This is a genomic window from Xanthomonas sp. NCPPB 2922 (genome assembly GCF_041520885.1).
GTDB lineage: Bacteria > Pseudomonadota > Gammaproteobacteria > Xanthomonadales > Xanthomonadaceae > Xanthomonas > Xanthomonas campestris.
This window is the reverse complement of the sequence record NZ_JBGOFY010000004.1, coordinates 269,024-293,976: the sequence shown is the minus strand read 5'-3', so window position 1 is coordinate 293,976 and position 24,953 is coordinate 269,024. Positions and strand designations below refer to the sequence as shown.

General features: G+C 64.9%; 21 protein-coding genes and 2 tRNA genes. 15 read left to right on the top strand and 8 right to left on the bottom strand.

Going from position 1 to position 24,953, the window contains the following annotated elements; genetic code table 11:
• Positions 1 to 56 precede the first annotated feature (56 nt).
• The 3 genes from ACD584_RS08050 to ACD584_RS08040 form a co-directional block, all read right to left on the bottom strand.
• The gene (locus ACD584_RS08050; RefSeq protein ID WP_076035895.1) at positions 57 to 2,792 is read right to left on the bottom strand and encodes a TonB-dependent receptor; all 2,736 of its coding nucleotides are present in this window, start codon (positions 2,790 to 2,792) and stop codon (positions 57 to 59) included.
• A gap of 337 nt (positions 2,793 to 3,129) precedes the next feature.
• Positions 3,130 to 6,042 carry a TonB-dependent receptor gene (locus ACD584_RS08045; RefSeq protein ID WP_076035896.1) on the bottom strand — a complete coding sequence of 971 codons (2,913 nt, stop codon included), beginning with the start codon at positions 6,040 to 6,042 and terminating at the stop codon, positions 3,130 to 3,132.
• A 268-nt stretch (positions 6,043 to 6,310) separates the two neighbouring features.
• A complete protein-coding gene (locus tag ACD584_RS08040) occupies positions 6,311 to 7,282 on the bottom strand; it encodes a LysR family transcriptional regulator (protein WP_011036922.1) in 972 nt (323 codons plus the stop codon).
• Between the two features lie 420 nt (positions 7,283 to 7,702).
• Here ACD584_RS08040 and ACD584_RS08035 point away from each other — a divergent pair, with 420 nt between their 5' ends.
• From ACD584_RS08035 to fdxA, 5 genes are all read left to right on the top strand, one after another.
• A complete protein-coding gene (locus ACD584_RS08035; protein WP_070693282.1) occupies positions 7,703 to 8,341 on the top strand; it encodes a 2-dehydro-3-deoxy-6-phosphogalactonate aldolase in 639 nt (212 codons plus the stop codon).
• The gene (dgoD, locus tag ACD584_RS08030; protein WP_011036920.1) at positions 8,338 to 9,486 is read left to right on the top strand and encodes a galactonate dehydratase; all 1,149 of its coding nucleotides are present in this window, start codon (positions 8,338 to 8,340) and stop codon (positions 9,484 to 9,486) included. The genes ACD584_RS08035 and dgoD overlap by 4 nt, the downstream gene beginning before the upstream one ends.
• On the top strand, positions 9,480 to 10,391 hold the full coding sequence (locus ACD584_RS08025; RefSeq protein ID WP_076035897.1) for an SMP-30/gluconolactonase/LRE family protein: 912 nt from the start codon (positions 9,480 to 9,482) through the stop codon (positions 10,389 to 10,391). Before dgoD ends, ACD584_RS08025 begins: the two co-directional genes overlap by 7 nt.
• Positions 10,388 to 11,266, top strand: a complete 879-nt coding sequence (locus ACD584_RS08020; protein ID WP_076035898.1) for a 2-dehydro-3-deoxygalactonokinase — start codon at positions 10,388 to 10,390, stop codon at positions 11,264 to 11,266. Before ACD584_RS08025 ends, ACD584_RS08020 begins: the two co-directional genes overlap by 4 nt.
• A gap of 217 nt (positions 11,267 to 11,483) precedes the next feature.
• Positions 11,484 to 11,807, top strand: a complete 324-nt coding sequence (fdxA, locus tag ACD584_RS08015; RefSeq protein WP_011036917.1) for a ferredoxin FdxA — start codon at positions 11,484 to 11,486, stop codon at positions 11,805 to 11,807.
• Positions 11,808 to 11,883: 76 nt separating this feature from the next.
• Here fdxA and ACD584_RS08010 read toward each other — a convergent pair whose 3' ends face one another.
• Both ACD584_RS08010 and dapA read right to left on the bottom strand, forming a co-directional pair.
• On the bottom strand, positions 11,884 to 12,402 hold the full coding sequence (locus ACD584_RS08010) for a hypothetical protein (protein WP_012438549.1): 519 nt from the start codon (positions 12,400 to 12,402) through the stop codon (positions 11,884 to 11,886).
• 16 nt (positions 12,403 to 12,418) lie between these two features.
• Positions 12,419 to 13,327, bottom strand: coding sequence for a 4-hydroxy-tetrahydrodipicolinate synthase (gene dapA, locus ACD584_RS08005; RefSeq protein WP_076035899.1), 909 nt, complete (start codon positions 13,325 to 13,327; stop codon positions 12,419 to 12,421).
• Positions 13,328 to 13,419: 92 nt separating this feature from the next.
• On the opposite strand from dapA, the gene ACD584_RS08000 reads away from it, so the two are divergent.
• From ACD584_RS08000 to ACD584_RS07960, 9 genes are all read left to right on the top strand, one after another.
• Positions 13,420 to 14,046 carry a glycine cleavage system protein R gene (locus tag ACD584_RS08000; protein ID WP_011036914.1) on the top strand — a complete coding sequence of 209 codons (627 nt, stop codon included), beginning with the start codon at positions 13,420 to 13,422 and terminating at the stop codon, positions 14,044 to 14,046.
• A gap of 13 nt (positions 14,047 to 14,059) precedes the next feature.
• Entirely contained in the window at positions 14,060 to 14,410 is a 351-nt protein-coding gene (locus ACD584_RS07995) for a ribonuclease E inhibitor RraB (RefSeq protein WP_162277156.1), read from the top strand.
• Between the two features lie 38 nt (positions 14,411 to 14,448).
• On the top strand, positions 14,449 to 14,931 hold the full coding sequence (locus tag ACD584_RS07990; RefSeq protein ID WP_076035900.1) for a peroxiredoxin: 483 nt from the start codon (positions 14,449 to 14,451) through the stop codon (positions 14,929 to 14,931).
• An 82-nt stretch (positions 14,932 to 15,013) separates the two neighbouring features.
• Positions 15,014 to 16,411: a PhoH family protein gene (locus ACD584_RS07985; RefSeq protein WP_011036911.1), complete on the top strand. Its 1,398-nt coding sequence runs from the start codon at positions 15,014 to 15,016 to the stop codon at positions 16,409 to 16,411.
• Positions 16,411 to 16,890, top strand: a complete 480-nt coding sequence (locus tag ACD584_RS07980) for a hypothetical protein (RefSeq protein ID WP_014507502.1) — start codon at positions 16,411 to 16,413, stop codon at positions 16,888 to 16,890. The genes ACD584_RS07985 and ACD584_RS07980 overlap by 1 nt, the downstream gene beginning before the upstream one ends.
• 66 nt (positions 16,891 to 16,956) lie before the next feature.
• On the top strand, positions 16,957 to 17,772 hold the full coding sequence (thiD, locus tag ACD584_RS07975; protein ID WP_162277157.1) for a bifunctional hydroxymethylpyrimidine kinase/phosphomethylpyrimidine kinase: 816 nt from the start codon (positions 16,957 to 16,959) through the stop codon (positions 17,770 to 17,772).
• A complete protein-coding gene (locus ACD584_RS07970; RefSeq protein WP_076035902.1) occupies positions 17,763 to 18,614 on the top strand; it encodes a serine aminopeptidase domain-containing protein in 852 nt (283 codons plus the stop codon). The genes thiD and ACD584_RS07970 overlap by 10 nt, the downstream gene beginning before the upstream one ends.
• 68 nt (positions 18,615 to 18,682) lie before the next feature.
• Positions 18,683 to 18,759: transfer RNA gene (locus ACD584_RS07965), tRNA-Arg, on the top strand.
• Positions 18,760 to 18,855: 96 nt separating this feature from the next.
• A tRNA-Arg gene (locus ACD584_RS07960) sits at positions 18,856 to 18,932 on the top strand.
• A 65-nt stretch (positions 18,933 to 18,997) separates the two neighbouring features.
• Here ACD584_RS07960 and ACD584_RS07955 read toward each other — a convergent pair.
• Positions 18,998 to 19,990 (bottom strand): DedA family protein/thiosulfate sulfurtransferase GlpE, encoded by a 993-nt coding sequence (locus ACD584_RS07955; RefSeq protein ID WP_076035903.1) that lies wholly within the window; start codon positions 19,988 to 19,990, stop codon positions 18,998 to 19,000.
• A 38-nt stretch (positions 19,991 to 20,028) separates the two neighbouring features.
• Complete coding sequence (locus ACD584_RS07950) at positions 20,029 to 20,979, bottom strand: LysR substrate-binding domain-containing protein (protein ID WP_076035904.1); 951 nt, start codon at positions 20,977 to 20,979, stop codon at positions 20,029 to 20,031.
• A gap of 137 nt (positions 20,980 to 21,116) precedes the next feature.
• Here ACD584_RS07950 and ACD584_RS07945 point away from each other — a divergent pair, with 137 nt between their 5' ends.
• Positions 21,117 to 21,818: a pirin family protein gene (locus tag ACD584_RS07945; RefSeq protein ID WP_076035905.1), complete on the top strand. Its 702-nt coding sequence runs from the start codon at positions 21,117 to 21,119 to the stop codon at positions 21,816 to 21,818.
• 691 nt (positions 21,819 to 22,509) lie between these two features.
• On the opposite strand, the gene ACD584_RS07940 is transcribed toward ACD584_RS07945, so the two are convergent.
• Entirely contained in the window at positions 22,510 to 24,474 is a 1,965-nt protein-coding gene (locus tag ACD584_RS07940; RefSeq protein ID WP_076035906.1) for a methyl-accepting chemotaxis protein, read from the bottom strand.
• Between the last annotated feature and the right edge of the window lie 479 nt (positions 24,475 to 24,953).

The window sequence follows — 24,953 nt, the reverse complement described above, 5'->3', positions numbered from 1 at the left end:
CCAACGAGCTGCCTGCACAGCTCGCCGGACCGGCGACGCACTTCCTACGGCGCGTTCTACAGGCTGGCCCGCAACGTCAGGCCATACCGACGATCGTTGATCACAAAGTCGCGGTAGCGCGACTCGGTCCCGAGATAGCTTTCGCGACGGGTATCGAGCAGATTCACGCCGTCCAGCGAAATCGACCACACATCATTGATGTTGAAACGCAGCGAGGCATCCAGCTGGCCGAAGCCCTTGTTGTAGACCGGCAGATTTTCAGTGCCGTTGCCCGCGGTGGTCACCAGCCAGTCGCTGCGCCAGTTGTAGGCCACACGGCCCTGGAAGCGCGCCGTTTCGTAGCTGAGGATCGCGTTGTAGCTGTTCTTGGACAGGCCTTCCAGCGGCACCGTCAGCGACTGGCCGTTGGTGTCGGTGGCCGTCGGGCTCGGCGCCTCGCTGTCGACATAGGTGTAGTTGGTCTGCAGGCCGAAGCCGCTCAGCCAGCCCGGCAGGAAGTCGAAGAACTGCGTGTAGCCCAGTTCCGCGCCGCGGATCTTGCCGGCATCGCCGTTGACCGGACGGGTGATCTGCCACACCTGGCCGTCGTACACCTCGTTGAAGACGGCGTTGGCGATGAAGCCTTCAACCTTCTTGTAGAACAAGGTGCCGTACATCATCGAGCCCTGGCCGAAATACCACTCCAGCGCGGTGTCGAACTGGTCAGCCTTGACCGCTTCCAGGCTCGGGTTACCCGCGGTGCCGGTGAAGGTCGAAGCGCCGTTCGAGGTGCCGGTGCTCAGGCTCAGGTTCGGGTTGAGGCGGTCGAAGGTCGGACGCGAAATGCCGCGCGAGGCGGCAAAACGCCATTGCAACTGGTCGCTCAGCATCCAACGCAAGTTCAGACTCGGTAGCACATCCGTATAGGTCTGCTGCGCATCTACTGGAATCAGGCCGCCGCCCTCGCTATCGGTGCCGGTGCGTACACCAGTTGAACCGACCTCGGTGCGCACGACACGCACGCCGATGTTGCCATCAAACGGAATTGAGTCGCTGTCCACACCGAAGCGCAATACACCGTAGGCCGCGTAGGTCTTCTCGGTCTGAGCGTTAATATTGTTGGGTGCGAATACAAGCGGACTGGCGCCGAAGGTGGCAAGAGTCCGCTCGTAGTTGGACACTGCCGAATTGGCTGCGGTCAACGTACGTCCAAAGGTGCTGCTTTCACCACGGAAAAAATCGGTAATTGGATTGGTCACGATACCAATGCTGGGAAACGCTGCGAATGGCGAGTCGGTCGCAGCACCGCATGCGGTGTTCAAACACATAAAGCGATAGATATTGCCCTTGGTCTCGGCATCGCGATCGGTGTAGCGCACACCGGCCTTGAAGCTGCGCACGAAGTCGCTGTCGAACGCCAGGTCCATGTCGGCGCGCCAGGCGAACTCAGTGCCCTTGTTGTCGTCCTTGTTGTCCAGGTGGTAGCGCCAGCCGTCATAGTTGTTGACGTCGGCAAGGTAGCCTTCAGCGCCGCTAGCATCGGTCACCGACAGGCGCGGCAGATCGCCACGAAAATCGACGTTGAACTGCGGGCTGGTGTCCTGCCCGGTCGCCACGATGTAGCGCGTGCCGGTGGTGGTGGCATCGACATACTGGAAGTCGGTGCTCAGGGTCAGCTTCTCGTTGACCGTCCACTTGGCGCCCAACGAGTAATCGGTGGTCACCGAATGACGCTCGGTCAGGCTGGTGTTGGATTCGGTCGGTACGTTCTGGAACGAGCCGTTGACGAACTCGTTGCGGTCGTTGACCTGGATACCGGGCAACCCTTGTATGGGATTTCGCTGCGTCAGTGCGAAGAACGAGTAATCCTGCCAGCTGAAGTCGTAGTCCGAACGCAGCACCTGCGTGTAGACCTCGACCGAATCGTTCGGGCGCCACTGCATCGCAAACGCGCCGGTCTTGCGCTCGCGCTCACCGATGGTGGTGTTGATACCGGCACCGTGCGGCACCGACACGCCCTGGCCTTCGTAGCCTGGCAGGTCGGTCTGGGTGTACCACGGCTCGATCGAGATGGTGTCCTGGCGGAACGGGCTCTTCTGCTGCGAATAATTCACCAGCAGGCCGATCTCGCCGATACCGGTCTGCCAGCGATCGCTGAACAGGCCCGAGAACGCCGGCTTGCCGTCGTCGGCCAGGTCGTAATAGTTGTACTGGACGCTGCCGGCGATCTTGCGGCCTTCGTAGTCGAACGGCAGGCGCGTACGCAGGTCGACGGTGCCGCCCAGGCCACCTTCGATCATGTCGGCCGACGGGTTCTTGTACACGTTGACGCCGCCGAGCAGTTCGGCCGACACGTCTTCGAAGCTCAGGCCACGGCCATCATTGGCGGTGAAGATGTCACGGCCATTGAGCTCGGTGCGCACCTGGGTCAGGCCGCGGATGGCGATCGAGCTGCCTTCGCCGTAGTTGCGCGAAATCTGGATGCCGGAGATGCGCTGCAGCGCCTCGGCGACGTTGTTGTCGGGCAGCTTGCCGATGTCTTCGGCGACGATGGAGTCGACGATCTGCTCGGCGTTCTGCTTGACCAGCTGCGCCTTGGTGACGCTGCTGCGCGTGCCGGTGACCTGCACGGTGTCCAGCTGCTGGGTGGTCGCATCCGATGCCGGTGCGGCAGTGGTAGTCGCATCCTGCGCATAGGCCTGCGCGCTCAGCAGCGTGGCCACACTGATGGCCATCACGGAGCGGCGGAATTCACGGATCGAACGCTGACCCACAGCCCGGCCTGCCGGAATGTGGCGATGTTGCACTGACATGGTGCTCCCTCCCAGGACGCATGTACTGCTTATTTTTTGGCGGGCAGGTGCGCGAACGCCCTGCCCTGTCGTCGTTGCTGCCACATCCGGCCGCGGCAAGGGCCTTGGGCTGGTGGATGCGTGGTAATCCCAACAAGGCTTACCTAGCGGCTGCGGCGGGAGCATAGGGCGGGCCTGTCATGCCACACCAATGAAATATTCCTGGAAAGGTATTCAAAACGGCTATAGCAAGTCGGAGAAACCCGCTGTCTCTGGCATTGCGGCCTTCGCGCCGTGGCAGCGGGCGCGCGGGCCTGCAGCTGCAAGCCCGCGCACACTTGCCGCGTGACGCGGCGCACTACCAATTCATGCGCAGCACCAGCGAGTAGCGGCGGTCGTTGACGAACGAGGAGCGCGTGTACAGCCGCGGATCCACTTCGCCGCCCTCGTACGAGGTCGGCCCCATCAGCACCTTGGTCACGGTGTTGGTCAGGTTGTTGGCCTGCAGCCCCAGCTGCAGATGGTCGTTGAAGCGGTAGAAGAACGAGCCATCGAGCTGGCCGTAGTCATCGGCCCAGGTCGGCAACCGGGTGGCCGCATCGCTGGTGGTCAGCAGGTAGCGCGAGCGCCAGTTGTAGGCCAGGCGCAGCGACAGCGGCCCCTTCTCATAAATGCCCGCCAGGTTATAGCTACGCCGCGACAAGCCTTCCAGCGGCAGTTCGACGCCACCGACGGTGACGTTGGTGAACGGGTCGATCGCAGTATTGGTGCCGCCCTGGCTGTCGACGAAGGTGAAGTTGGCATTGACGCCGAACCCGCTCAGCCAGCCCGGCAACTGGTCGAAGAACTGGGTGTAGCCCAGCTCGGCGCCGCGAATGGTTCCCTCGTCCATGTTGTAGGGGCGGGTGACCAGCCAGGCGCGGTTGTCGTAGATCTCGCTGCGGGTCTGGGTGGAGAAGTAATCCTTGACCTTCTTGTAGAACAGCGTGGCGTACAGCATGTCGCTGGTATCGAAGTACCACTCCAGCGCGGTATCGAACTGGTTGGCCACCATCGGCTTGAGGTTCGGGTTGCCGGCAGTGCCAACAAAATCAGTCGCCTGGCCGGCGTCGTTGGTCTCCACATTGAGCAACACGTATGGCTGCAACTGGGTGTAATCCGGGCGCGCCATTGCCTTGGAAGCGGCAAAGCGCCACTGCAAGGTATCGCTGAAGCGCAGGCGCAGGTTCAGGCTCGGCAACACGTTGGTGTAGCTGCCCTGGGCGTTGTTCTCGAAGTACTGCCCGGTGTAACGCGCCTGCAGTTCGGGCGAGACGTTGAGGCCGGCCAGATCCTGGAACTGGCCGAAGCCTTCGGCCTGGGTCTTGGTCTGCACCACACGCACGCCGACATTGCCGTCCACCGGAATGCCCCAGGCCTCGTCATTGCCGAAATACAGCGCGGCATACGCGGCCTGGGTGCGCTCGAACTGGCGATTGGTGTCCTGCGGTTGATAGGTGTCCGGCGCCCAGCCAGAGCCGCGCAACGCCACGATCTGCTGAATCATCTGCGAAGCGGAGCCGTAGTTGCCGACCAGGCTGCTGTTGGGCACGATCAAGCGGGTCGGCACATTCACTGCGCCACGGAAGAAGTTGGAGAAGGTGAACAGCGAGGACTGGTCGGTCATGAAGTCGGACATGTTCGCCAGACCGTTGCTGGTGCCCGGAATGGCGGCCCAGTTATCGGAGATCACGCCCCAGTTGTAGCCGGAGTTCTTGTTGATCTGGTTACGGTCGGTGGCACGCATGCCGAAGCGCGCAAAGCGCAACCAGCTGCTGTCATCGAAGGTGTATTCCAGATCCACGCGCGTGGACAGCTGACGCCCGCGGTTCTTGCCCAGGTGGTCCATCGCCGCCGCCCAGAAGTAATTGGACGGGTCCTGGGTGAACGCCGGGTTGGCGATCTGCACGCTGGGGTACCTGCCGGAGACATCGTAGGTCAGCCCCGGCAGGTAGGTCGCACTGAACACGGTGAAATCCAACTGTTCGTTCTCCGACTGCACCAGCTGCATGTCGCCCTTGATCTGCAGGTTGTCGTTGAAGAAGTGGCTGAAGCCCACCGACAGATCGGTGGTGGTGGTGCTCTGCTCGGAATAGCGATTATTGGTATTGAAACGCACGCCGTCGCCGGTGAGCGCGCCACGCCACGAGCTGGACACCGGCGCGCCGCGCAGGAAGGCGCCGCGCTCGTCGTAGTCGAAGGTCGTTCCCGGTGCCGGGGTGATGCTGTTGTTGCTGTCGTTGAAGAACGCCGCGCGCTCCTGCCAGTTCATCTCATACCGTGAGCGCAGGAACTGGGCATAGATCTCGGTGGCATCGCTGGGCTTCCACTGGAAGGCCGCGGCAATGCCGTCGCGGGTGCGCTCGAAATCCAGCTGGCGCCAGTTCACCCCGCCCGGCACATAGACCTCGCTGCGGCCACTACCGGCCAGCACCGCGTCGTCGGTGCGGCGCACATAGGGCTCGACCTGGATGCCGTCCGAGCGCGTGGCCAGCTCCGAATGGGCGATGTCGATCATGAAGCCCATTTCGCCGATGCCGGTGTTCCAGCGGTCGCTGAACAGGAACGAGGCCGACGGCTTGTACTTCTTGCTCATGTCGCCGTAGTTGTAATCGACATTGCCGCCCACGATGCGGCCCGGATTATCGAACGGCATGCGCGTGCGCAGATTGACCGTGCCGCCCAGCCCGCCTTCGATGATCTCGGCCGAAGGATTCTTGTACACGTCCACGCCGGCCATCAACTCGGCCGGCACGTCTTCAAAGCTCAGCCCGCGGCCGCTGGCGGCGCTGAACACGTCGCGCCCGTTGAGTTCACCGCGCACCTGGGTCAGGCCGCGAATCATCACGCCGCTGCCTTCCGCCGAAAAGTGGTCGGGATCGCTGCGTGCCATGAAGCGGTCGATGGTCACGCCGCTGACGCGCTGCAGGGTTTCGGTGACGCTGCGGTCGGGCAAGGCGCCGATATCTTCGGCGCTGACCGAATCCACGATCTGGCTGGCATCGCGCTTGATCACCTGGGACTTGATCAGGCTGGCGCGCACACCGCGCACTTCCACTGTGTCCAGGTCCACCGCGCTACCGCCGGCGTTGGTGAGTGGCGCCTGCTGAGCATAGGCCGGTGCCGCGAGCAGCACGCCGATGCTGATGGCCATGGCCGAGTGACGCAGGCGAACCAGACGACGCGCACGCGCGCCCGTGCCTGCCGAAGCATGGCTGGAAAATGTGTACATCCGAATCCCTCCCAGGACGCAAGACGACTGAAGACTGGTTGTCGCGACCAATGGGGTCGCGTGATCGATGGGACCTGGGCACTAGGGCCCGGTTCCGCTTCCACTACATGGCGGCTTGGCCGCCGATCACTTGCCCGACTTCACGTGCGCTTCAGCGTGCGCTTCAGCGTGCGATCTGACACACAGGTATAGGCGTCCGGTCTAGCGCCAGCCAATGAAAAATTCACGGGCTGGTATGCTGAAAAGGAATGGAAATGGAAGAGCCTGCTTAGACAGGCGATTCCGGGCTGCGCAGGCCCGGATACAAGCGACGCGCGGTGCTGCGCAGGGCCTGCAAAATGCGCTCGGCGCCGGGCGGCAGAATGTAATCGCGCCGACGGATGATGCCGAACGACTCCATCCGCACGCCCAATTCGATCGGCAGCACGGTGAGCAACTTGGCCTGGATCAGCGGTGCCACCGACTCCACCGGCAACGCGGTCAGCATGTCGCTGCCGCGCAGCAACGTGGAGGTGACCGGCAGCGACGAGGTCTCGATCGCATTGGTCGGGGTCTGCACGCCGTGCTCCATGAACATCGAATCCAGTCGCGCGCGCAGCACGCTGTCGGCCGGCGGCAGGATCCAGCCGTGGCGGACCAGATCGGCGTGCTGCAGGTTGGCGCGGCTGGCCAGCGGGTGGCCGGCGCGGGCGATCACCGAATGCGGCTCGTCGGCCAACGGCTCGAATTCCAGCTCGCCCACCCCTTCCGGCCCCAGGATGCGGCCGATCACGATGTCCAGCTGCCCATCCAGCAGCTTGGCCACCAGCGGCCGGCTGTAGTCCATCTCCACCCGCACCAGGATGTCGGGGAACTCGCGTTTCACCTCGGCGATCGCCTGTGGCACCAGGTTGGTGCCCGGATTGACCACCGTGCCGATCGAGGCCTGGCCCATGCGGCCGGCGCGCAACGCGGCGATCTCTTCCTGCGCCCGGCCGATCTCCGACATTGCCGCGCGGGCGCGGCGGATCAGCACGTGCCCGTACCAGGTGGGCTCCACGCCGCGCGCGTGGCGCTCGAACAGCTTCACCCCGAGCATGTCTTCCATTTCCGCCAGCAGTTTGGAGGCGGCCGGCTGGGTCATGCTGGCGGCCTCGGCCGCACGCAGGACCGAGCGCTGTTCGTGCAGATGCAACAACAACAACAGCTGGCGGGTCTTGAGCCGGGCTGCGTTGAACCAGGGAGTACCGGAATTTGCCATGGAGTGCCGTCGCGGACGTGTATTCGTCGGAGGAATAGAATATGCCGAAAATTTCATTTGCAGCACATATCTCCCCGCGCGAGGCTATCGAGCGCCGCAGCAGGAGCCCCTACCTCCCGGGCGCGGCCAGAACAGTCGTGGTTGCCCGCCAGATGGCGGCAACACGCGGATGCCATGACCGCCGAGGAGGAAGACGATGACGCCATCTTGCCGGCCAACCGCAGGCAGCCGGCCTGCGCCCGTGCTTGCGGCAATTGCCGCGCCGGGCAGCCGTAGCGTGCGCCGTGCCGCCGCCTCCGTGCCCGGGTCTGCAACGCGCACCGCCTGCCCTGCCCGATCGCGCAGCCGCCCCCCCTTCCCCCGACATCGAGGGCCGCCTGGCCGTCGATGGCTGTATTCCGCTCTAGTGCGAGTAACCCGATGACTGCATCCACCACCCCCGTGTTCAACCCGTTCGCCCTGCCGCTGGTCGCCATCCTGCGTGGCATCACCCCGGAAGACACGCTGGCGCATGTCGGTGCCTTGATCGACGCCGGATTCGACGCGATCGAGATCCCGCTCAACTCGCCGCGCTGGGCCGAGAGCATTGCCCTGGCGCAGCAGCGCTACGGCGCGCGCGCCTGGATCGGCGCCGGCACCGTGCTGCGCAACGAAGACGTCGACACGCTGGCCGAGATCGGCGCGCGTTTCATCGTCACCCCCAATACCAAGCCTTCGCTGATCCGCCATGCGGTGTCGCGCGGGCTGACCGTGGTGGCCGGCTTTGCCACCGCCAGCGAAGCCTTCGATGCCATCGACGCCGGCGCGCAGATCCTCAAGCTGTTCCCTGCGGCCACCTATGGCGCGGCGCATGTGCGCGCCTTGCGCTCTGTGCTGCCGACCCACGTGCCGGTTTACGTGGTCGGCGGGGTGAGCCCGCAGACCCTGGCCGGCTTCATGGCGCAGGGCGCCGCCGGCGCCGGCATCGGCGGCGAACTGTACAAACCCGGCCAATCCCTCGAAACAACCCAGACGCATGCACGCGCCTTTGTGCAGGCTTACCAGGAACTGCAAGGATGAAGATCACCCGCCTCACCACCTACCACGCCGCACCGCGCTGGTTGTTCCTCAAGGTCGAAACCGACGAGGGCATCACCGGCTGGGGCGAGCCGGTCATCGAAGGCCGTGCGCGCAGCGTGGAAGCGGCCGTGCACGAGCTGGCCGGCTACGTGGTCGGCAAGGATCCGGCCCGCATCAATGACCTGTGGCAGACCATGTACCGCGCCGGCTTTTACCGCGGCGGCGCCATCCTGATGAGCGCCATCGCCGGCATCGACCAGGCGCTGTGGGACATCAAGGGCAAGGCGCTCGGCGTGCCGGTGTACGAGCTGCTGGGCGGGCTGGTGCGTGATCGCATGAAGACCTACCGCTGGGTCGGCGGCGACCGCCCGGGCGCAATCATCGCGCAGATCAACGATTACCGTGCGCTGGGCTTTGACACCTTCAAGTTCAACGGCACCGAGGAAATGAAGCTGATCGACAGCGCGCGTGCGGTCGATGCGGCAGTGGTCAAGGTGGCCGAAATCCGCGAGACCTTCGGCAATAGCATCGATTTCGGCATCGACTTCCACGGCCGCGTCGGTGCGCCGATGGCCAAGGCGCTGCTGCGCGAGCTCGAACCGTTCAAGCCGCTGTTCGTCGAAGAACCGGTGCTGGCCGAACAGGCCGAGTACTACCCGCGCCTGGCCGCGAGCACCTGCATTCCGCTGGCTGCCGGCGAGCGCATGTTCTCGCGCTTCGAGTTCAAGAACGTGCTGTGCGCCGGCGGCATCGGCATGGTGCAGCCGGACCTGTCGCATGCCGGTGGCATCACCGAGTGCGTCAAGATCGCCGCCATGGCCGAAGCCTACGATGTGGGCTTCGCACCACACTGCCCGCTCGGCCCGATCGCGCTGGCTGCCTGCCTGCACGTGGACTTCGTTTCGCACAATGCCGTGCTGCAGGAACAGAGCATCGGCATCCACTACAACGAAGGCGCCGACCTGCTCGATTACGTCATCAACAAAGAAGATTTTCACTGTGTGGATGGCAGCATTGCCGCACTGCCCAAGCCCGGGCTCGGTGTGGAGATCAACGAAGACATGCTCAAGCGCGCAAATGAAAATCCGCCGGACTGGCGCAACCCGGTGTGGCGTCACGCCGACGGCAGCATCGCCGAATGGTGAGCACCGCCGACCACACCGCCATCCTGGCCGTCGACAGCCGCTGCACGCATGGCGAAGGCGTGCTGTGGTGCGAACAGCGTGAAGCGCTGTATTGGGTGGACATCAGCGAAAAACGCCTGTGGCGGCATCATCCGGGCAGCGCGCAGACGCGCTTCTGGACACTGCCCGACCGCCCGGGCTGCATCGGCCTGATGGACGATGGCCGCGTGCTGATCGCGCTGGCCAAGGCCATCTGCATCGCCGACCCGGACAACGCCGACGGCGACACGCTGCCGCTCGACCATCTGGCCGATGTCGAAGCCGACAACCCGCTCACGCGCAGCAATGACGGCCGCGCCGATCGCCATGGCAACTTCGTGTTCGGCACCATGGACGAGCACGAAGACAAGGCCGGGCGCGGGGCGATGTACCAGTTCTCGCTGCGCCACGGGCTGCGTCGTCTGCCGTTGCCGGGCGTGTCCATTCCCAACTCGATCTGCTTCAGCCCGGATGGCCGCACGCTGTACTACTGCGATTCGGTGCGCCCGCAGATCCTGCGCTGCGATTACGACCCGGACACTGCACAAACCAGCAACACGCGCGTGTTCACCACCCTTGATCGCGACGACGCCGAGCCGGATGGCTCCATCATCGACAACGCCGGCCACCTGTGGAACGCGCAATGGCGCGCCTGGCGCGTGGTGCGGTATCGCCCGGACGGCAGCGTGGAGCGCATCGTGCAGATGCCGGTCAAGCACCCCACCTGCAGCGCTTTCGGCGGTGCTGAACTGGACCGTCTGCACGTGATCAGCTCGCGCCTGGACCATAGCGATGCCGAGCTGGCACAGACCCCGCAGGCCGGCGGCCTGTACCTCTGCGACCTGCCGGTGGGCGGCCTGCCCGAAAGCCGGGTGACCAGCGCATGATCGCGATTGATTGGGGCACCAGCAGCCTGCGCGGTTATCTGCTCGGGCCCGATGGCCAGGTGCGCGACCACCACCGCGGCGCCGACGGCATCCTGGCCTGCCAGGGCCGCTTCAACGCGGTGCTGGAAGCGCTGATCACCGGCTGGGACGGCCCGGTACTGCTGTCGGGCATGATCGGCAGCCGCAATGGCTGGGTCGAACAGGCCTACCTGCCCTGCCCGGCCGACACCGCGGCGCTGGCCCAGGCAATGCAGCGCTACGACGACCTGCTCCCCGGCCGCACGCTGTGGTTCGTCCCCGGCGTCAGCGTCGGCGAACACGACGGCACTCCGGATGTGATGCGCGGCGAAGAAACCCAATTGGTGGGCCTGCTCGCCGCGCTTGGCGACGGTGAGCACATCGCCTGCCTGCCTGGCACCCACAGCAAATGGGCCCGCCTGGCGCACGGCCAGCTCACCGGCTTTGCCACCGTCATGACTGGCGAGCTGTATGCCCTGCTCCGCCAGCACAGCATCCTGGGCAAGCTGATGCACGACGACGGCGGCAGCCTGGATGAGGGCGCCTTCCTGCAGGGCGTGACACGCAGCGCCGAGCCCGGTGGGCTGAGCCATCACCTGTTCGGTGCCCGCACCCTGGGGCTGTTCGAGCGCCTGCCCGCGCAGGCACTGCCGTCCTACCTCTCGGGCCTGCTGATCGGCCACGAACTGCGCGACCACCGCGGCGACCACCGCGCAGTGCATCTGGTCGGCAGCCCAGCCCTGGCCCAGCGCTACGCCCTGGCGTTGCAGCACCTGGGCGTGACCTCCCAGTTGCACCCGGAAGACCTCGCCGCCGCCGGCCTGTTCGCGCTCGCCCAACAGCGCGGCCTTGCCTGACCTGAGCAACGCCTTCTCGCGGTGAGCCGAGAAGGCGCGGGCCGCGGGCCACCAGCGCGCGTTCGCCCTAATGCCCGCGCCACGAGCGCCGGCCAAGCGCGAGGCGGCAGCACCGCCAACCGTCCTCGCACCGCCGAATCACTGCAAGATCACGCCTCACCCGCACACCCACCACGCGACTGCTTTAGAATTGCGCGGCTTAACGCCGGAAGTTGCCATGCCTTTTGTTGTCACCGAAAACTGCATCAAGTGCAAATACACCGACTGCGTCGAGGTCTGTCCGGTGGATTGTTTCCACGCAGGCCCGAACTTTCTGGTCATCGACCCGGATGAGTGCATCGATTGCACCCTGTGCGAGCCCGAATGCCCGGCCAACGCGATCTATCCCGAGGACGACGTGCCGGCGGGACAGGAAGCCTTTGTTGCCCTCAACGCCGAGCTGGCCAAGGCCTGGCCGGTGCTGACCGTGCGCCAGGAGCCGTTGCCCGACGCCGCCGAGTGGGACGGCAAGCCGGACAAATTGCCGCTGCTGCAGCGCTGATCCGTAGCGCCGCCGGCCGCAAATACAAAACGGGCGCCCTGGGCGCCCGTTTTGCTGTCTGCACTGCCAACCGGCCTCAGCCGCCCAGCTTGCCCTTCAGCGAGGCGATCAACGCCACCGGCGCCGCCGCAGTGGCAGGCATGCCGCGCGGATCAACCGCCGAGACGTAGCTGCCGGCTTCGACCTTGACCACGCGCACCAGGAAGCTGGCGCCCTCGTAGGTGACGTCGTAGGAGCCCAGCATCTGCGCCTTGCTGGCGATGGTCAGGCCCGGGATATCGGCCAGCGCGTCGCCCACCTTGGCAAACACCGCATCGCGCTCGCCCGGCACGGTGAAGCCGCTGTTGGCGCTGGCCGATGGCGGCGTGTTGGCGTTCTGCTGGGTGGTGGACGCCAGCGTCGGCACCTTCATGGCACCGGAGGTGTCGGGCAGGTTCAGATCCGGCGGCACTTCCAGCGGACGTGCCTCCGGGGCCAGCGCATAGTCGCCGCGCGCGCCCTTGTGGAACCAGCTGCAGCCGCTCGTGGCGGCGACGGTGGCGGTCGCCAGCAACGCGAGCGAGAGCACGCGGACGGGGGAAACGGAATGACGCATCGATAGATCTCCTGGGTCAGGCCGCGAGCATTTCGCGGCTGGAAAGCGCTTCCAACGCAACTGCGTTGGCGGCAAGGCGGTCGGCGGCCGGCTGATGGGCCGCAGAAAGTGGCAGCAACGGCAAGCGCAGGCCGTGGCCGATCCCGGCGCGCTGCAGCAGCGCCTTGACGGGGATGGGATTGGATTCGATGCCGCAGAAGCTGTGGTACTCGCTCAGACGCGTGTCCCAGGCGTTGGCGGCCTCGTGCTGACCAGTGCGGGCCAGATCGCAGAGCCGGCGGTAGGCCGACGGCAGCGCGTTGGACGCCACCGACACCAGGCCGTCGGCGCCGGCCAGCATTGACTGGGCGGCGCTGCCGTCGTCACCGCTGAGCACCACGAATCTGTCGCTGCGCATGGCCACCAGCGCGGCAACCCGCTCCGGTTCGCTGCGCGCTTCCTTGATGCCGACGATGTTCGGGTGGCTCACCAGCGCGGCGACCGTTTCCGGCAGCAGGTCGCAGCCGGTACGGCCCGGCACGTTGTACAGCACCACCGGCAGGCCGCCGTTGTCGGCAACCGCCTGGAAGTGCGCCAGCAGGCCGGCCTGGGTGGGCCGCACGTAAGGCGGCGTCACCACCAGCGCGTACTGCGCGCCCAGCGTGGCGGCACGGCGGGTCTGCGCGATGGTTTTTGCGGTACCGGAGAGCCCGGTGCCAGCCAGTACCGGCACACGACCGGCCACCTGTGCCACGGCCGCACGCACTAGCGTGTCGTACTCGTCGTCGCTCAGTGCCGCCGCTTCGCCGGTCGAGCCGGCAACCACGATTCCCTGGACACCGCCGTGCAGCTGCTGCTCCAGCAGCCGTCGCCAGGCATCCAGGTCGAGTGTGCCGTCCGGCCCGAAAGGGGTCGCCAGCGCGGTGATGATGCCGGAAAGGGACAAGATTCTGCTGCTCTTACGTGACAGGAAAGGCCCGCGCGCACGCGGGTTGTGGCCGCCTGCATGTTACTTGCGGCGCGAAAGCACGGGCAAGTATGCTGGTCACCGCCAGGGCGCCTGCCCGGGCGGCCATTCAGCCTGATGCAATGCCGGAAGCCCCTTTGACTGACTCGACTCCCCGGCCTTCGCCGACCGAAAATCACCTCCTGATCAACGCCTACACGACGCATCCGGAGTCCCCCCTGTTGCCCGTCACCCGCCGCATCGCCGACAGCGGCTGCAATCTCGTGGACGCCCGCCTGGCCACCGTGGGGCGCGATGTCTCGGTCACCGCGCTGGCCACCGGCTCCTGGGACTCGGTTGCCAAGCTCGAAGCCATGCTGACGCGGCTCGAACGCGAAGAAGGCCTGAAGCTGGTGTGGTACCGCACCGGCCCCAAGCAGGCGCAATCCAATCTGCTGCCGTACATCGTCGAGGTGATCGCCGCCGACAAGCCCGGCATCCTGTTCCAGCTGGCCGATTTCTTCGACCGCCAGGGCATCACCATCGAGAACCTGCAGAGCACCCGCTACCGCGCGATGCAGACCGGTGCGGAGATGTTCTCTGCGCAGGTCACCATCGGCGTGCCGGCCAACATGCACATCGCTGCCTTGCGCGATGATTTCCTGGAATTCTGTGATCACCTCAATCTCGACGCGATCATGGACCCGATGAAGTTTTAAGACAGGAGTTCGCATGGCCATCGCGATGTCTGCGCTGAAACAGATGTTCGACCACATCCGCTCGGAAACCGAGTGGAACCTGGACGGCCCGTTGCGCTGGGAATACTTCTTTGCCGATCCGGCGCAGCAACCGCTGCAGCAACTAGCCGAGCAACTGACCAAGGACGGCTACCGCGTCATCGATATCTTTCTCGGCGAACGCGACGAGGACGATGGTGACGACGAAGAGTCGTACTTCCTGCATGTGGACAAACTGGAACACCACACCCTGGAAACGCTGAATCAGCGCAATGCCGCGTTCGACGCACTCGCCAAACGTTTCCATGTGGCTGCTTATGATGGGATGGACGTCGGGCCGGCCTGATCGGCACCGACCGCCTCTCCCCTTCAGGCTGAGCAACGATGACCGACGCTGTACTGGAACTGCCCGCTGCAACCTTCGATCTGCCGCTGTCGCTGTCCGGCGGCACCCAGACCACCTTGCGTGCCCATGCCGGCCACTGGCTGGTGATCTACTTCTACCCCAAGGACAGCACACCCGGCTGCACCACCGAAGGCCTGGACTTCAACGTGCTGCTGCCGGAATTCGACAAGGCCGGCGCCAAGATCCTGGGCGTCTCGCGCGATTCGGTGAAGTCGCACGACAACTTCTGCGCCAAGCAGGGGTTTGCATTTCCGCTGGTCAGCGATGGCGATGAAGCACTGTGCCGCGCCTTCGACGTGATCAAGGAAAAGAACATGTACGGCAAGCAGGTGCTCGGCATCGAGCGCAGCACCTTCCTGCTGTCGCCCGAGGGGCAGGTCGTGCAGGCCTGGCGCAAGGTCAAGGTCGCCGGCCATGCCGATGCGGTGCTGGCCGCGTTGAAGGCGCACGCCAAACAGTGAGTCCCCTCGTTTCCCGCGTCCTCCATCACCCTGCCTGCGCAGGCGTGATGGCTCGCCCCTGCTCCATCACTTGGAAGACCCAATGACCCGAGGCAAGCGCATCTACGTGCTGGACACCAACGTGCTGATGCACGATCCCACCGCGCTGTTCAAATTCGAAGAACACGATGTCTTCCTGCCGATGCAGGTGATCGAAGAACTCGACAACGCCAAGAAGGGCACATCCGAAGTCAGCCGCAACGCGCGCCAGGTCAGCCGCTTCCTGGACGAATTGCTGGAAAACACCAACGCCGAGCAGATCCAGGCCGGCATCCTGCTGAGCCACCCGCAAGGCATCCAGCTCAAGGGCCAGGCCGCGATCGGGCGGCTGTATTTCCAGATCCACCCGATCGAGCCGGGCCGCACCTTCGGCGCGATGCTGCCGGACAACAAGATCCTCGCCTCGGTGCTGGCGCTGCGCGAAGAAAACCCCGATGTACCGGTGATCCTGGTCTCCAAGGACATCAACCTGCGCATCAAGGCCTACATCAGCGGCCTGGTTGCCGAGGACTACCAGAACGATCGCGCGCTGGACGATTTCAGCCTGCTGTTCACCGGCGCGATCGAGTTGCCGGAAGACTTCTGGCAAAAACACAACGAAGACCTGCGCAGCTGGAACGAGCGCGGACGCACCCATTACGAGATCGTGCTGGCCGACGACGAAGACTGGTATCCCAATCAGTATCTGTATCTGCCCGGCGAAGACGAAGTGGAACTGCGCGTGGCCAAGGTCGGCGGCGGCAAGGCGACGCTGTGCCTGGTGGATGATTTCCGCCATACCCAGCATGCGGTCTGGGGCATTGCCGCGCGCAACCGCGAGCAGAACTTTGCACTCAATGCGCTGATGGACCCGGAGATCGATTTCGTCACCCTGCTCGGCACCGCCGGCACCGGCAAGACGCTGCTCGCACTGGCCGCGGGCCTGGCGCAGACGATGGACCAGCAGCGTTACCGCGAGATCATCATGACCCGCGCGACGGTGAGCGTGGGCGAAGACATCGGCTTTCTGCCCGGCACCGAAGAAGAAAAGATGACCCCGTGGATGGGTGCACTCACCGACAACCTGGAAGTGCTCACCCACAACCAGGACGGCGGCTCATGGGGCCGCGCAGCCACCAATGACCTGCTCGCCAGCCGCATCAAGATCCGCTCGATGAACTTCATGCGCGGGCGCACCTTCCTGTCGCGTTATCTGATCCTGGATGAAGCGCAGAACCTCACGCCCAAGCAGATGAAGACGCTGATCACCCGTGCCGGCCCCGGCACCAAGATCGTGTGCCTGGGCAATGTCGAACAGATCGACACGCCCTACCTCACCGAAACCACCTCGGGCCTCACCTACGCGGTGGATCGCTTCAAGGCCTGGCCGCATAGCGCGCACATCACGCTGCGGCGCGGCGAGCGTTCGCGGCTGGCCGACTTCGCTTCGGAGGTGCTGTGATGCCCACGCTGCGCAGCGCTGCGGCGCTGACGTTGCTCACCCTGGCTGGCTGCGCAACCACGCAGCCGGCCAGCGTGCCGACCAACCTGAAAAGCGGCCAGTCGTGGGTGATCACGCGGCAGACCATCGCCGATCAGGTGCTGGACACCTGCTCGCGCGACAGCCCGGCACGCCAACCGGGCAGGATCACCGGCTACTGGGCGCCGACGCATCAGCAGATCGAACTACTCGAATCACGCCAGGACGCACTCACCCCCACCATCGCCGAGCCGCGCGACTTCGACCGGCAATACGTGGGCGTGGTCGTCGATGGGCGTGAGCTGATCTACATCAACGCGTTCAAACTGCCCGATAGCCCCTCGCTGAAACCGGCCACGACCGCAGTGCGCGCCTGTGATGGCGGGGCTGCCTTCTGGGGCGCGTTGTACGACCCACAAACTGGCGCGTTCTCGGAAATCGCCATCAACGGCGGCGCCTGATCGATCACGACGTAAGACGTTGAACGGAGTCTGCACAGTCGCGCCGCGGCAGTGCAGAATCGCCGCATGACCACGCCCAGCACGCTGTCCGCATTGACCATCGCCGGTTCGGATTCCGGCGGTGGTGCCGGCATCCAGGCCGATCTGAAGACCTTCGCCGCGCATCGCGTGCACGGCTTGTCCGCCATTACCGCGCTGACCGCGCAACATACCCGTGGTGTCACCGCCGTGCATGTGCCGCCGCTGGCATTCCTGCGCGCCCAGGTCGATGCCTGCTTTGCCGATTTCCAGATCCAGGCGGTCAAGCTCGGCATGCTGGCCAACGCCGAGGTCATCCACTGCGTGGCCGACCTGCTCGAACAGTACCGCCCGCCATTCGTGGTGCTCGACCCGGTGATGGTGGCCACCAGCGGTGCGCGTTTGCTCGAAGACGCCGCATTGGACGCACTGCGCACTCGCCTGTTGCCGCTGGCGAGCTTGATCACGCCCAACACGCCCGAGGCCGAGTTGCTCACCAGCCGCCGTATCGACACCCCCGATGCCGCCGACCGTGCAACCGCCGCCTTACTGGAGCTGGGCGCCAACGCCGTGCTACTCAAGGGCGGGCATTTGCGCGAAGGCACGCGCGTGATCGATCGGTTCGACGACGGCGTTGCGCAGGAAATCTTCATGCATCCGCGCCTGGAGCTGGACGCACACGGCACCGGCTGCACCCTCTCTGCCGCCATTGCCGCGCAGTTGTGTCAGGGCCTGTCGTTGCTCAACGCCTGCGAGGCCGCGATCGATTATGTGGCCCGTGCAATTGCCAACGGCCAGCGTCCGGGCCAGAGCGATGTGGTGGTGCTGGATCACTTTGGTGCCGCGCCACACGCATGGGATTGATCAACGCCGCACACACGGCCGCCGCAGCGGATGGGCACGGCTGGCAGCTGCTGCACTACGCGCCTGCGCAGCCGATCGCCAGCCTGTTGTGGTTACCCGCACTGGGCGTGGCGGCCCGGCATTACGCGCCCTTCGCGCAGGCATCGGCCGAGCGCGGCATTGCGGTCTTCGTGCACGAATGGCGTGGCAATGGCAGCAGCACCCTGCGTGCATCGCGTCGCCATGATTGGGGGTTTCGCACCCTGCTTGAACATGATCTGCCTTCCAGCCAGGCCATTGTCGCTGCGCAGTCACCGCCGCTGCCGCGGCTGCTGGGCGGCCACAGCCTGGGTGGGCAACTGGCCTGCTGCCATGCCGCGTTGCATCCGTGCAGTGCGGCGCGCCTGTGGCTGGTCGCCAGCGGCTCGCCGTACTGGCGCAACTTTCCGCCACCGCTGCGTTATGGGCTGCCATTGGCGTACCGGTTCCTGCCATGGCTGGCACGTGTGCAAGGCGTGCTGCACGGGCGGCGGCTCGGCTTTGCGGGGACCGAAGCACGCAGCCTGATCGCCGACTGGGCGCGCGTTGGCCGCAGCAATCGCTACCGCGCTGCGGGCGCACCGTGGGATCTGGAGCAGGCATTCGCCAGCGTCACCTGCCCGGTCGACGGTGTGGTGTTCGCACGCGACCGCTTCGGCCCCGCCACAGCGCTAGACGCGCTTTGCGCCAAGATGCCGCGTGCGCCCGCGACGCTGCGCCTGCTCGACGACGCAGCGCTCGGCGTGCGCAGCGACCATTTCGCGTGGATGCGCGCACCCCTCGCGGTCGCCGCTGCATTACGCACGTCGCTGCACGATCGATAGCGCCACGGGATCGTCATAAAGGGATTGACGCACGCGTCAGGCATCCGCATAATTCCGCTCCTGACGAGGCGCCCGTAGCTCAGTTGGATAGAGTACCTGGCTACGAACCAGGCGGTCGGGAGTTCGAATCTCTCCGGGCGCACCATCTTCAGAACAACATAAGACAGCCTTCAACCGCTGTCTTTTTAGTTACAAAGGTTCGATCGCATTGCGGCGGATCTGCACCACTCAAACAAGACATGCGCCCGTAGCTCAGTTGGATAGAGTACCTGGCTACGAACCAGGCGGTCGGGAGTTCGAATCTCTCCGGGCGCACCATTCTTGGAAAAACGACCAGCTTGCTGGTCGTTTTTTTTTGCCTATCAGATCCAGTGGACTGTGCGTCAGGCCAGCGCGCCTGCTTCGCCGGTCGGCGCAAGCGCGGCCAATGGCACCAGTGACACCACCGGATGCCCCGCATCGCGCCAGGCATCCAGCCCACCCAGTAGCGGACGCACATCGCGATACCCGCGCTCGCGCAAGCGCCCAGCCAACCAGGCGGCGGACACTTCATCCGGGCAGGCGCAATAGATCACCACGCTGCGATCGCGCGGCACCGTTGCCAGAATCTGCGCCAGCTCGCGCTCATCGGCGAACACCGCACCGGGAATCGTGTACGGCTGCAGATCGCGAAAGCCCTGCGCGCGGATATCCAGCACCGCCGGCCGCATCGCTTCGTCTGCGGCGAGCATCGGGACCAGCTCTTCGACCGCAATGCGCGCGGTCTCCAGCGAGCGCAGCAGCGTATGGCGGCGCCACCAGCGCCAGCCGACATAACCGGCCAACAGCAACGCCACCACCAGCACGGCGCCCGAGCCCAGAGTGGAGAGAAAGTGCAGCACGTCCTGCACCTGATCGGCGAACAGTGCGCCCAACCCAAGCCCCACCGCTGCCCACAGCAACGCGCCAAATGCGTCGTAGCGCAGGAATGCTCCTGGCCGCACCTGCATCGCGCCCGCCATCGGCACCGACACCATCGACAGGCCAGGCACGAACTTGGCCACCGCCAGCACGCGTACGCCCCAGCGCCCGAAGAAACGCTCGGTCTTCTTCATGCAGGTATCGCGCGACAGCGACAGCCGGCACAGCGACTGCAAGGTGCGATTGCCAAAGCGACGCCCGGCCAGATACCAGACCAGATCGCCCAGCACGCTGGCGAATACGGAAACAGCCAGTGCTGCCAGCGCGGCACTCCACGCGGCGCTGCCGCCATGCAAGGCATAGCCGGCGCCCACCAGTACCAGGGTCGGCATGGCCGGCACCGGCAGACCGAGCGACAACGCCAGCACGTTGGCGAACACCAGCGCCAATCCGTACTGTTCGATCAAGCCTTGCATGCGGCACCCTGGCGCGACGGCGAGCGGCCATTATCCGCCTATCGCGACGCCACCGGCTGCCCGGCGGCAACGGAACGATACGTTTCGGCCAGCTGCTCCAGCCAGCGCGCAAATAACCCGTCACTGCGCAGCGCCTGCCGCCACCAGCCCAGCGCCTCGCCCTCCTCGCCCGGACGCCACGCTAGGTAGAACGTCTCGTCGGGCTTGTGCGTTTCCACCGCAAGCGCGCGCAGGGCGCCGGCCTGCAGTGCGCCGCGCGCGTATGGCTCGGGCAGGAAGCCATAGCCGGCCCCAGCCAGCTGCAGCTGTAACTTGGTCTGCATGTCAGGCACGGTGAGCACGTCGCGGCCGGAGAGCAGCCCCACCGTGCGTGGCAGCAGCCGGCGCGCAGAGTCCGCTGCCGCGATCGCGCGATGCTCGGCCAGCTCCGCCACGCCCAGCACTCCGGCGTCCACCAGCGGGTGCGTAGCGGCCACTGCGAACACGAACCGCAGCGAGCCGATCGGTTCGGCCACATAACCGCCACCGCTCGGCCCTTCGCCAGCAGCAACCACCAGATCCACGCGTCGATCCAGCAACGCCTCCCAGCTGCCGGAGAGCGACTCGCTCACCACCCGCAACCGGGTGCTGTCGGCGATGCGATAGAAGTCCAGCAGTTGCGGCAGCAGCAATGACGCCGGCAGGACCGCGTCCAGACCAATGGCGAACTCCGACTCCCAGCCGGAGGCGACCCGCCGCACCCGCACTTCCAGCTCCTGCGCCGCGCGCAGCAATTGCCGCCCCTCACGCAACAGCTCGCGGCCGGCCTGCGTTGGCGTGGCCTTGGGGCCAACGCGCTCGAACAACAGGACCCCCAGGTCCTCCTCCAGCTTGGAGACCGTGTAGGAGATCGTCGACGGCACCTTGAACAGCACCTTCGCTGCGGCAGTGAAAGAGCCACGGCGGTCGATCGCGTCCAGGATCTGCAACGCATCCAGGCTGATTTTCATTGTTCGATTTTTTCGATGATAGCAGTCAAATCTACTCGCTTTTTTTACCCGGGGCACCTCTCCACACTACGCATCAACGGAACGGGCAAGCAAAACGCAACTTCCGCCTCATTCGAATCTTTCCAAGGAGAAGCACCATGTTGACTGTCCGCAAGAGCGAAACCCGTGGCCGCGCCGAGCACGGCTGGCTGTCCTCGCGTCATACCTTCTCCTTCGCCAGCTACCACGATCCGCGCCACATGGGCATCGGCCCGCTGCGCGTGATCAACGAAGACAAGGTAAAGGCGGGCGAAGGCTTCGGTACGCATGCCCACCGCGACATGGAGATCATTTCCTACGTGCTGGACGGCGCACTGGAGCACAAGGACAGCATGGGCACCGGCTCTGTCCTGCATTACGGCGATGTGCAGCGCATGAGCGCCGGCAGCGGCGTCACCCACAGCGAGTTCAACCACTCGGCCAGCGACCCGGTGCACTTCCTGCAGATCTGGGTGATGCCCGAGCGCAACGGCATCGAGCCCAGTTACGAGGAAAAGCATTTCGACGCCGACAGCAAGCGCAACACCTTGCGCCTGATCGCCTCGCCCAACGGCGACGGTGGCTCGCTGAAGCTGCACCAGGATGCGCGCCTGTACGCCACCATCCTGGATCGCGAAGGCCGTCTGCAGCACCCACTGGCTCAGGGCCGCCTCGGCTACGTGCAGGTGGCGCGCGGCAGCCTGACCGTCAACGGCCAGGTGCTGTCGGCCGGTGATGCCTTGCAGGTGACGGGCGAACCGGAGATCGTGCTGGCCGATGCCCGTGATGCCGAAGTGCTGGTGTTCGACCTGCCGCAGTGAGTGGTTCGCAGTGCCTCGCCTTCATGCATCGGAGTCACGAGCGCTGCGACTGCGCACCAGTAATGCAAAAACCCGCCGACTGGCGGGTTTTTGTTGTGGCATCGGCTGCCTCGACTGCAGCAGGCGTTAGAACATGCCTGCTTGATTGAATGACAGGTGGCGTAGGCACCGTGTCATGCCAAGGGTGTAGCCGCACCTCTGCGCTGCAGCCTCGGCTGCCTGGCGGCGATAACGGCAGTAGAACCATAGGGGCTGCGCTTCTTGCAGTAGTCAGCCACGCGACGACACGGGCCAAACGCAATGAAAGCGCCGCGATTTGATGCGATGCAAGCAATCCGAATCAACGCACGACGATTCGAGAAGCACTCTGCTCGGCACATCACAAACCGCAGGACGTACAAGCGTGCATTTCGCACAGGCATGCTCTGCAACGTGGGCGCTTCCGGGTCCACCGCACTACGGACAAATCGCACCACACGCGCCACACGGCGACCAACGCGGAGCACTCCAGCGGCGCTGCACACACGGCGCGTTGCATCACTCGCTAGCCACGCACTGAGCATACCGGTCGATCAGCAGAACGAGCATGCCTGCCACTGCTCCAGCACACGCGCTTTATCCAACCAACCGGCACTCCAACCCACGTGCAAGCGAAACAGTCAGCGCCCGCAAAGAATGCTAGCCACATGCATCACGCACGCCGTGCCAACACATCCACCGCGGGTGCGTCCTGCGGCTGACCGACCTCGTCGCCATTGACCAGCGCGAACAGCGCGTCCGCATCGGCCTCCAGCACACGCGCAGAGCGCGCCAGATCATCGACCATCTGCGCCTGATCACGCGCCTGCACACCGATCGACTGCAGCGCTTGGTTGGCAGTGGAAATGTCCTGGGCCTGCACCTGGCTGGCTGCGGCGATCTGCTCCACGGTCGCGGTCACCTTCAACACCGAGCTGACCATGTCCTGCATCACCTTGCCGGCCTGCTCGGCCAGGCGTGAGCCATCGCCCACCTGATTGGTGGCGTCTTCGATCAGCGAGCGAATTTCGCGCGCAGACACGCTGCAGCGCTGCGCCAGGCTGCGCACCTCGGTCGCCACCACGGCAAAGCCCCTGCCCTGCTCGCCTGCACGCGCGGCTTCCACCGCCGCGTTGAGCGCCAGGATGTTGGTCTGGAAGGCAATGCCGTCGATCACCTCGATGATCTGGCCGATGCGGTCGGTCGCCTTGCGAATGCTGGAAGTGGTTTGCACGACCTCGGCAATGACGTGCGCGCCCTTGCGCGCCACAGTGGCTGACTCTTCGGCCATGTGTTGCGCAGCGCCGGCGTTTTCCGAATTGGCGCGCACCGTCTCGGCCAGCTGCTCGATGCTGGTGGAGGTCTGCTGCACGGCATCGGACTGGCTGGCCGCACGGCTCACCAATTCCTGGTTGCTTGCCGAAATATGGTGCGCCTCGCGCTGCACGTTCTGCGCGATGCCCATGGTTTGCCGCACCAGATCGCGCATACGCTCGGCCGAGCGCACCTGGTCGGTGACGTCGGTGGCGTACTTCACCACTTTGTATGGGCGCCCGGATACATCCAGGATCGGGTTGTAGGAGGCCTGGATCCAGGCCGTGCTGCCATCCTTGCGCAGGCGCCGATACCGGCCCGCATCGAACTGCCCGCGCGCCAGCTTGGCCCAGAACTGACGGTAGTCTTCCGAGGCGCTGTAGGCAGCATCGACGAACACGCTGTGATGCTTGCCGATCGCCTCGTCGGCGCGGTAACCGAGAATCGCCAGAAAGTTGTCATTGGCGCTCAGTACCCGGCCATCCAGGTCGAACTCGATCACGCCCATCACCTTGGCAATCGCCTGGATCCGGCCGTCCGCATCGGCGGATTCCACCACCTGGCGCGTGATGTCGGTGGCGTACTTGATGACCTTGTAAGGGCGCCCACGCTCGTCCAGCACCGGGTTGTAGGAGGCCTGGATCCAGACCTCACGCCCGTCCCTGCCCACGCGCTTGTAGCGCCCGGCATCGAATTCGCCACGCCCGAGCTTTTCCCAGAACACGCGGTATTCGGCCGACTGCCGCTGCGCCGGTTCGACAAACAGGCGGTGGTGCTGACCACGGATCTCGTCCAGCCGGTAGCCCATGACCTCTAGGAAATTGGCATTGGCATCGAGCACCGTGCCATCCAGCGAAAACTCGATCACCGCCATCACCTTGTCGATCGCATCGATGCGGCCTTCGAAATCGGCGGTCTGGCGCACCTGCGCGGTGATGTCGGTGGCGTACTTCACCACACGATACGGCTTACCGGAGCGATCCAGCAGCGGGTTATAGGAGGCGTTGATCCACACCTCGCGCCCGCCGTCGCCCAGGCGGCAATAGCGCCCGGCATGGAAGTCGCCGCGCCGCAGCGTGTCCCAGAACTGCCGGTACCCATCGCTCTCGCGCTCGCTCGGGTGCACGAACATGCGGTGGTGCTTGCCGACCACATCTTCCAGTCGATAGCCCATCAAGGCGAGGAAGTTGTGGTTCGCATCCAGGATGCGGCCGTCCAGATCGAACTCGATGACAGCCATGACCCGATCCATCGCGGTGGCCTTGTGCTGCAGCCCTCGGGTCCAGAGAGAGGTAAGACGTCCAACAAGCGACTGCAAGCGCATTCCAACGTTCCGTGGTGTGGGTCACATCTTTAGCGGCTTACTGATTGAATCCTTGACCGTTTCCAAGCGCGCATGGAGGCAGGTTTATGCATGATTTAAGGCGAAAACCGGGCTCTTCTGGGCCGGCCACATCACTGAAGAAGCTTAGGTAGCGCTATCTCGCGAGCGCTCATCGATCAGTTGTTCCTATCCATCGGCGGCCGGCATGGCTTGCGCGCATGCAAAGGCCGCCCTGGCATTGCGAGTTCACTCTTCGCAATGCGATGAAATCGCTCCAAGGACGAAGCACCCACGCCAGGCGGCAATCGCACTATCGTTGCGTGGACGCCAAGGAAATAGATCGCGTGATCATCGGACGCGGTGCTGTGCCACGGATGCGGTTGAGACACCATCGGCACCCTGTGATGCGACCACGACGCAACGCATCCAATCAATGCCAGCCACGCCGGTAGTCTCAATCTGCAGGCAGAGACTGTCGT

Coding starts and splice junctions, on each gene's coding strand:
- ACD584_RS07980 (WP_014507502.1), top strand. CDS start 16,411: ATGCCCACGCTGCGCAGCGCTGCGGCGCTGACGTTGCTCACCCTGGCT.
- ACD584_RS07985 (WP_011036911.1), top strand. CDS start 15,014: ATGACCCGAGGCAAGCGCATCTACGTGCTGGACACCAACGTGCTGATG.
- ACD584_RS07990 (WP_076035900.1), top strand. CDS start 14,449: ATGACCGACGCTGTACTGGAACTGCCCGCTGCAACCTTCGATCTGCCG.
- ACD584_RS07995 (WP_162277156.1), top strand. CDS start 14,060: ATGGCCATCGCGATGTCTGCGCTGAAACAGATGTTCGACCACATCCGC.
- ACD584_RS08020 (WP_076035898.1), top strand. CDS start 10,388: ATGATCGCGATTGATTGGGGCACCAGCAGCCTGCGCGGTTATCTGCTC.
- ACD584_RS07945 (WP_076035905.1), top strand. CDS start 21,117: ATGTTGACTGTCCGCAAGAGCGAAACCCGTGGCCGCGCCGAGCACGGC.
- fdxA (WP_011036917.1), top strand. CDS start 11,484: ATGCCTTTTGTTGTCACCGAAAACTGCATCAAGTGCAAATACACCGAC.
- ACD584_RS07955 (WP_076035903.1), bottom strand. CDS start 19,990: ATGCAAGGCTTGATCGAACAGTACGGATTGGCGCTGGTGTTCGCCAAC.
- thiD (WP_162277157.1), top strand. CDS start 16,957: ATGACCACGCCCAGCACGCTGTCCGCATTGACCATCGCCGGTTCGGAT.
- ACD584_RS08025 (WP_076035897.1), top strand. CDS start 9,480: ATGGTGAGCACCGCCGACCACACCGCCATCCTGGCCGTCGACAGCCGC.
- ACD584_RS08035 (WP_070693282.1), top strand. CDS start 7,703: ATGACTGCATCCACCACCCCCGTGTTCAACCCGTTCGCCCTGCCGCTG.
- dgoD (WP_011036920.1), top strand. CDS start 8,338: ATGAAGATCACCCGCCTCACCACCTACCACGCCGCACCGCGCTGGTTG.
- ACD584_RS08045 (WP_076035896.1), bottom strand. CDS start 6,042: ATGTACACATTTTCCAGCCATGCTTCGGCAGGCACGGGCGCGCGTGCG.
- ACD584_RS08040 (WP_011036922.1), bottom strand. CDS start 7,282: ATGGCAAATTCCGGTACTCCCTGGTTCAACGCAGCCCGGCTCAAGACC.
- ACD584_RS08010 (WP_012438549.1), bottom strand. CDS start 12,402: ATGCGTCATTCCGTTTCCCCCGTCCGCGTGCTCTCGCTCGCGTTGCTG.
- ACD584_RS08000 (WP_011036914.1), top strand. CDS start 13,420: ATGCTGGTCACCGCCAGGGCGCCTGCCCGGGCGGCCATTCAGCCTGAT.
- ACD584_RS07970 (WP_076035902.1), top strand. CDS start 17,763: ATGGGATTGATCAACGCCGCACACACGGCCGCCGCAGCGGATGGGCAC.
- ACD584_RS07950 (WP_076035904.1), bottom strand. CDS start 20,979: ATGAAAATCAGCCTGGATGCGTTGCAGATCCTGGACGCGATCGACCGC.
- ACD584_RS08050 (WP_076035895.1), bottom strand. CDS start 2,792: ATGTCAGTGCAACATCGCCACATTCCGGCAGGCCGGGCTGTGGGTCAG.
- ACD584_RS07940 (WP_076035906.1), bottom strand. CDS start 24,474: ATGCGCTTGCAGTCGCTTGTTGGACGTCTTACCTCTCTCTGGACCCGA.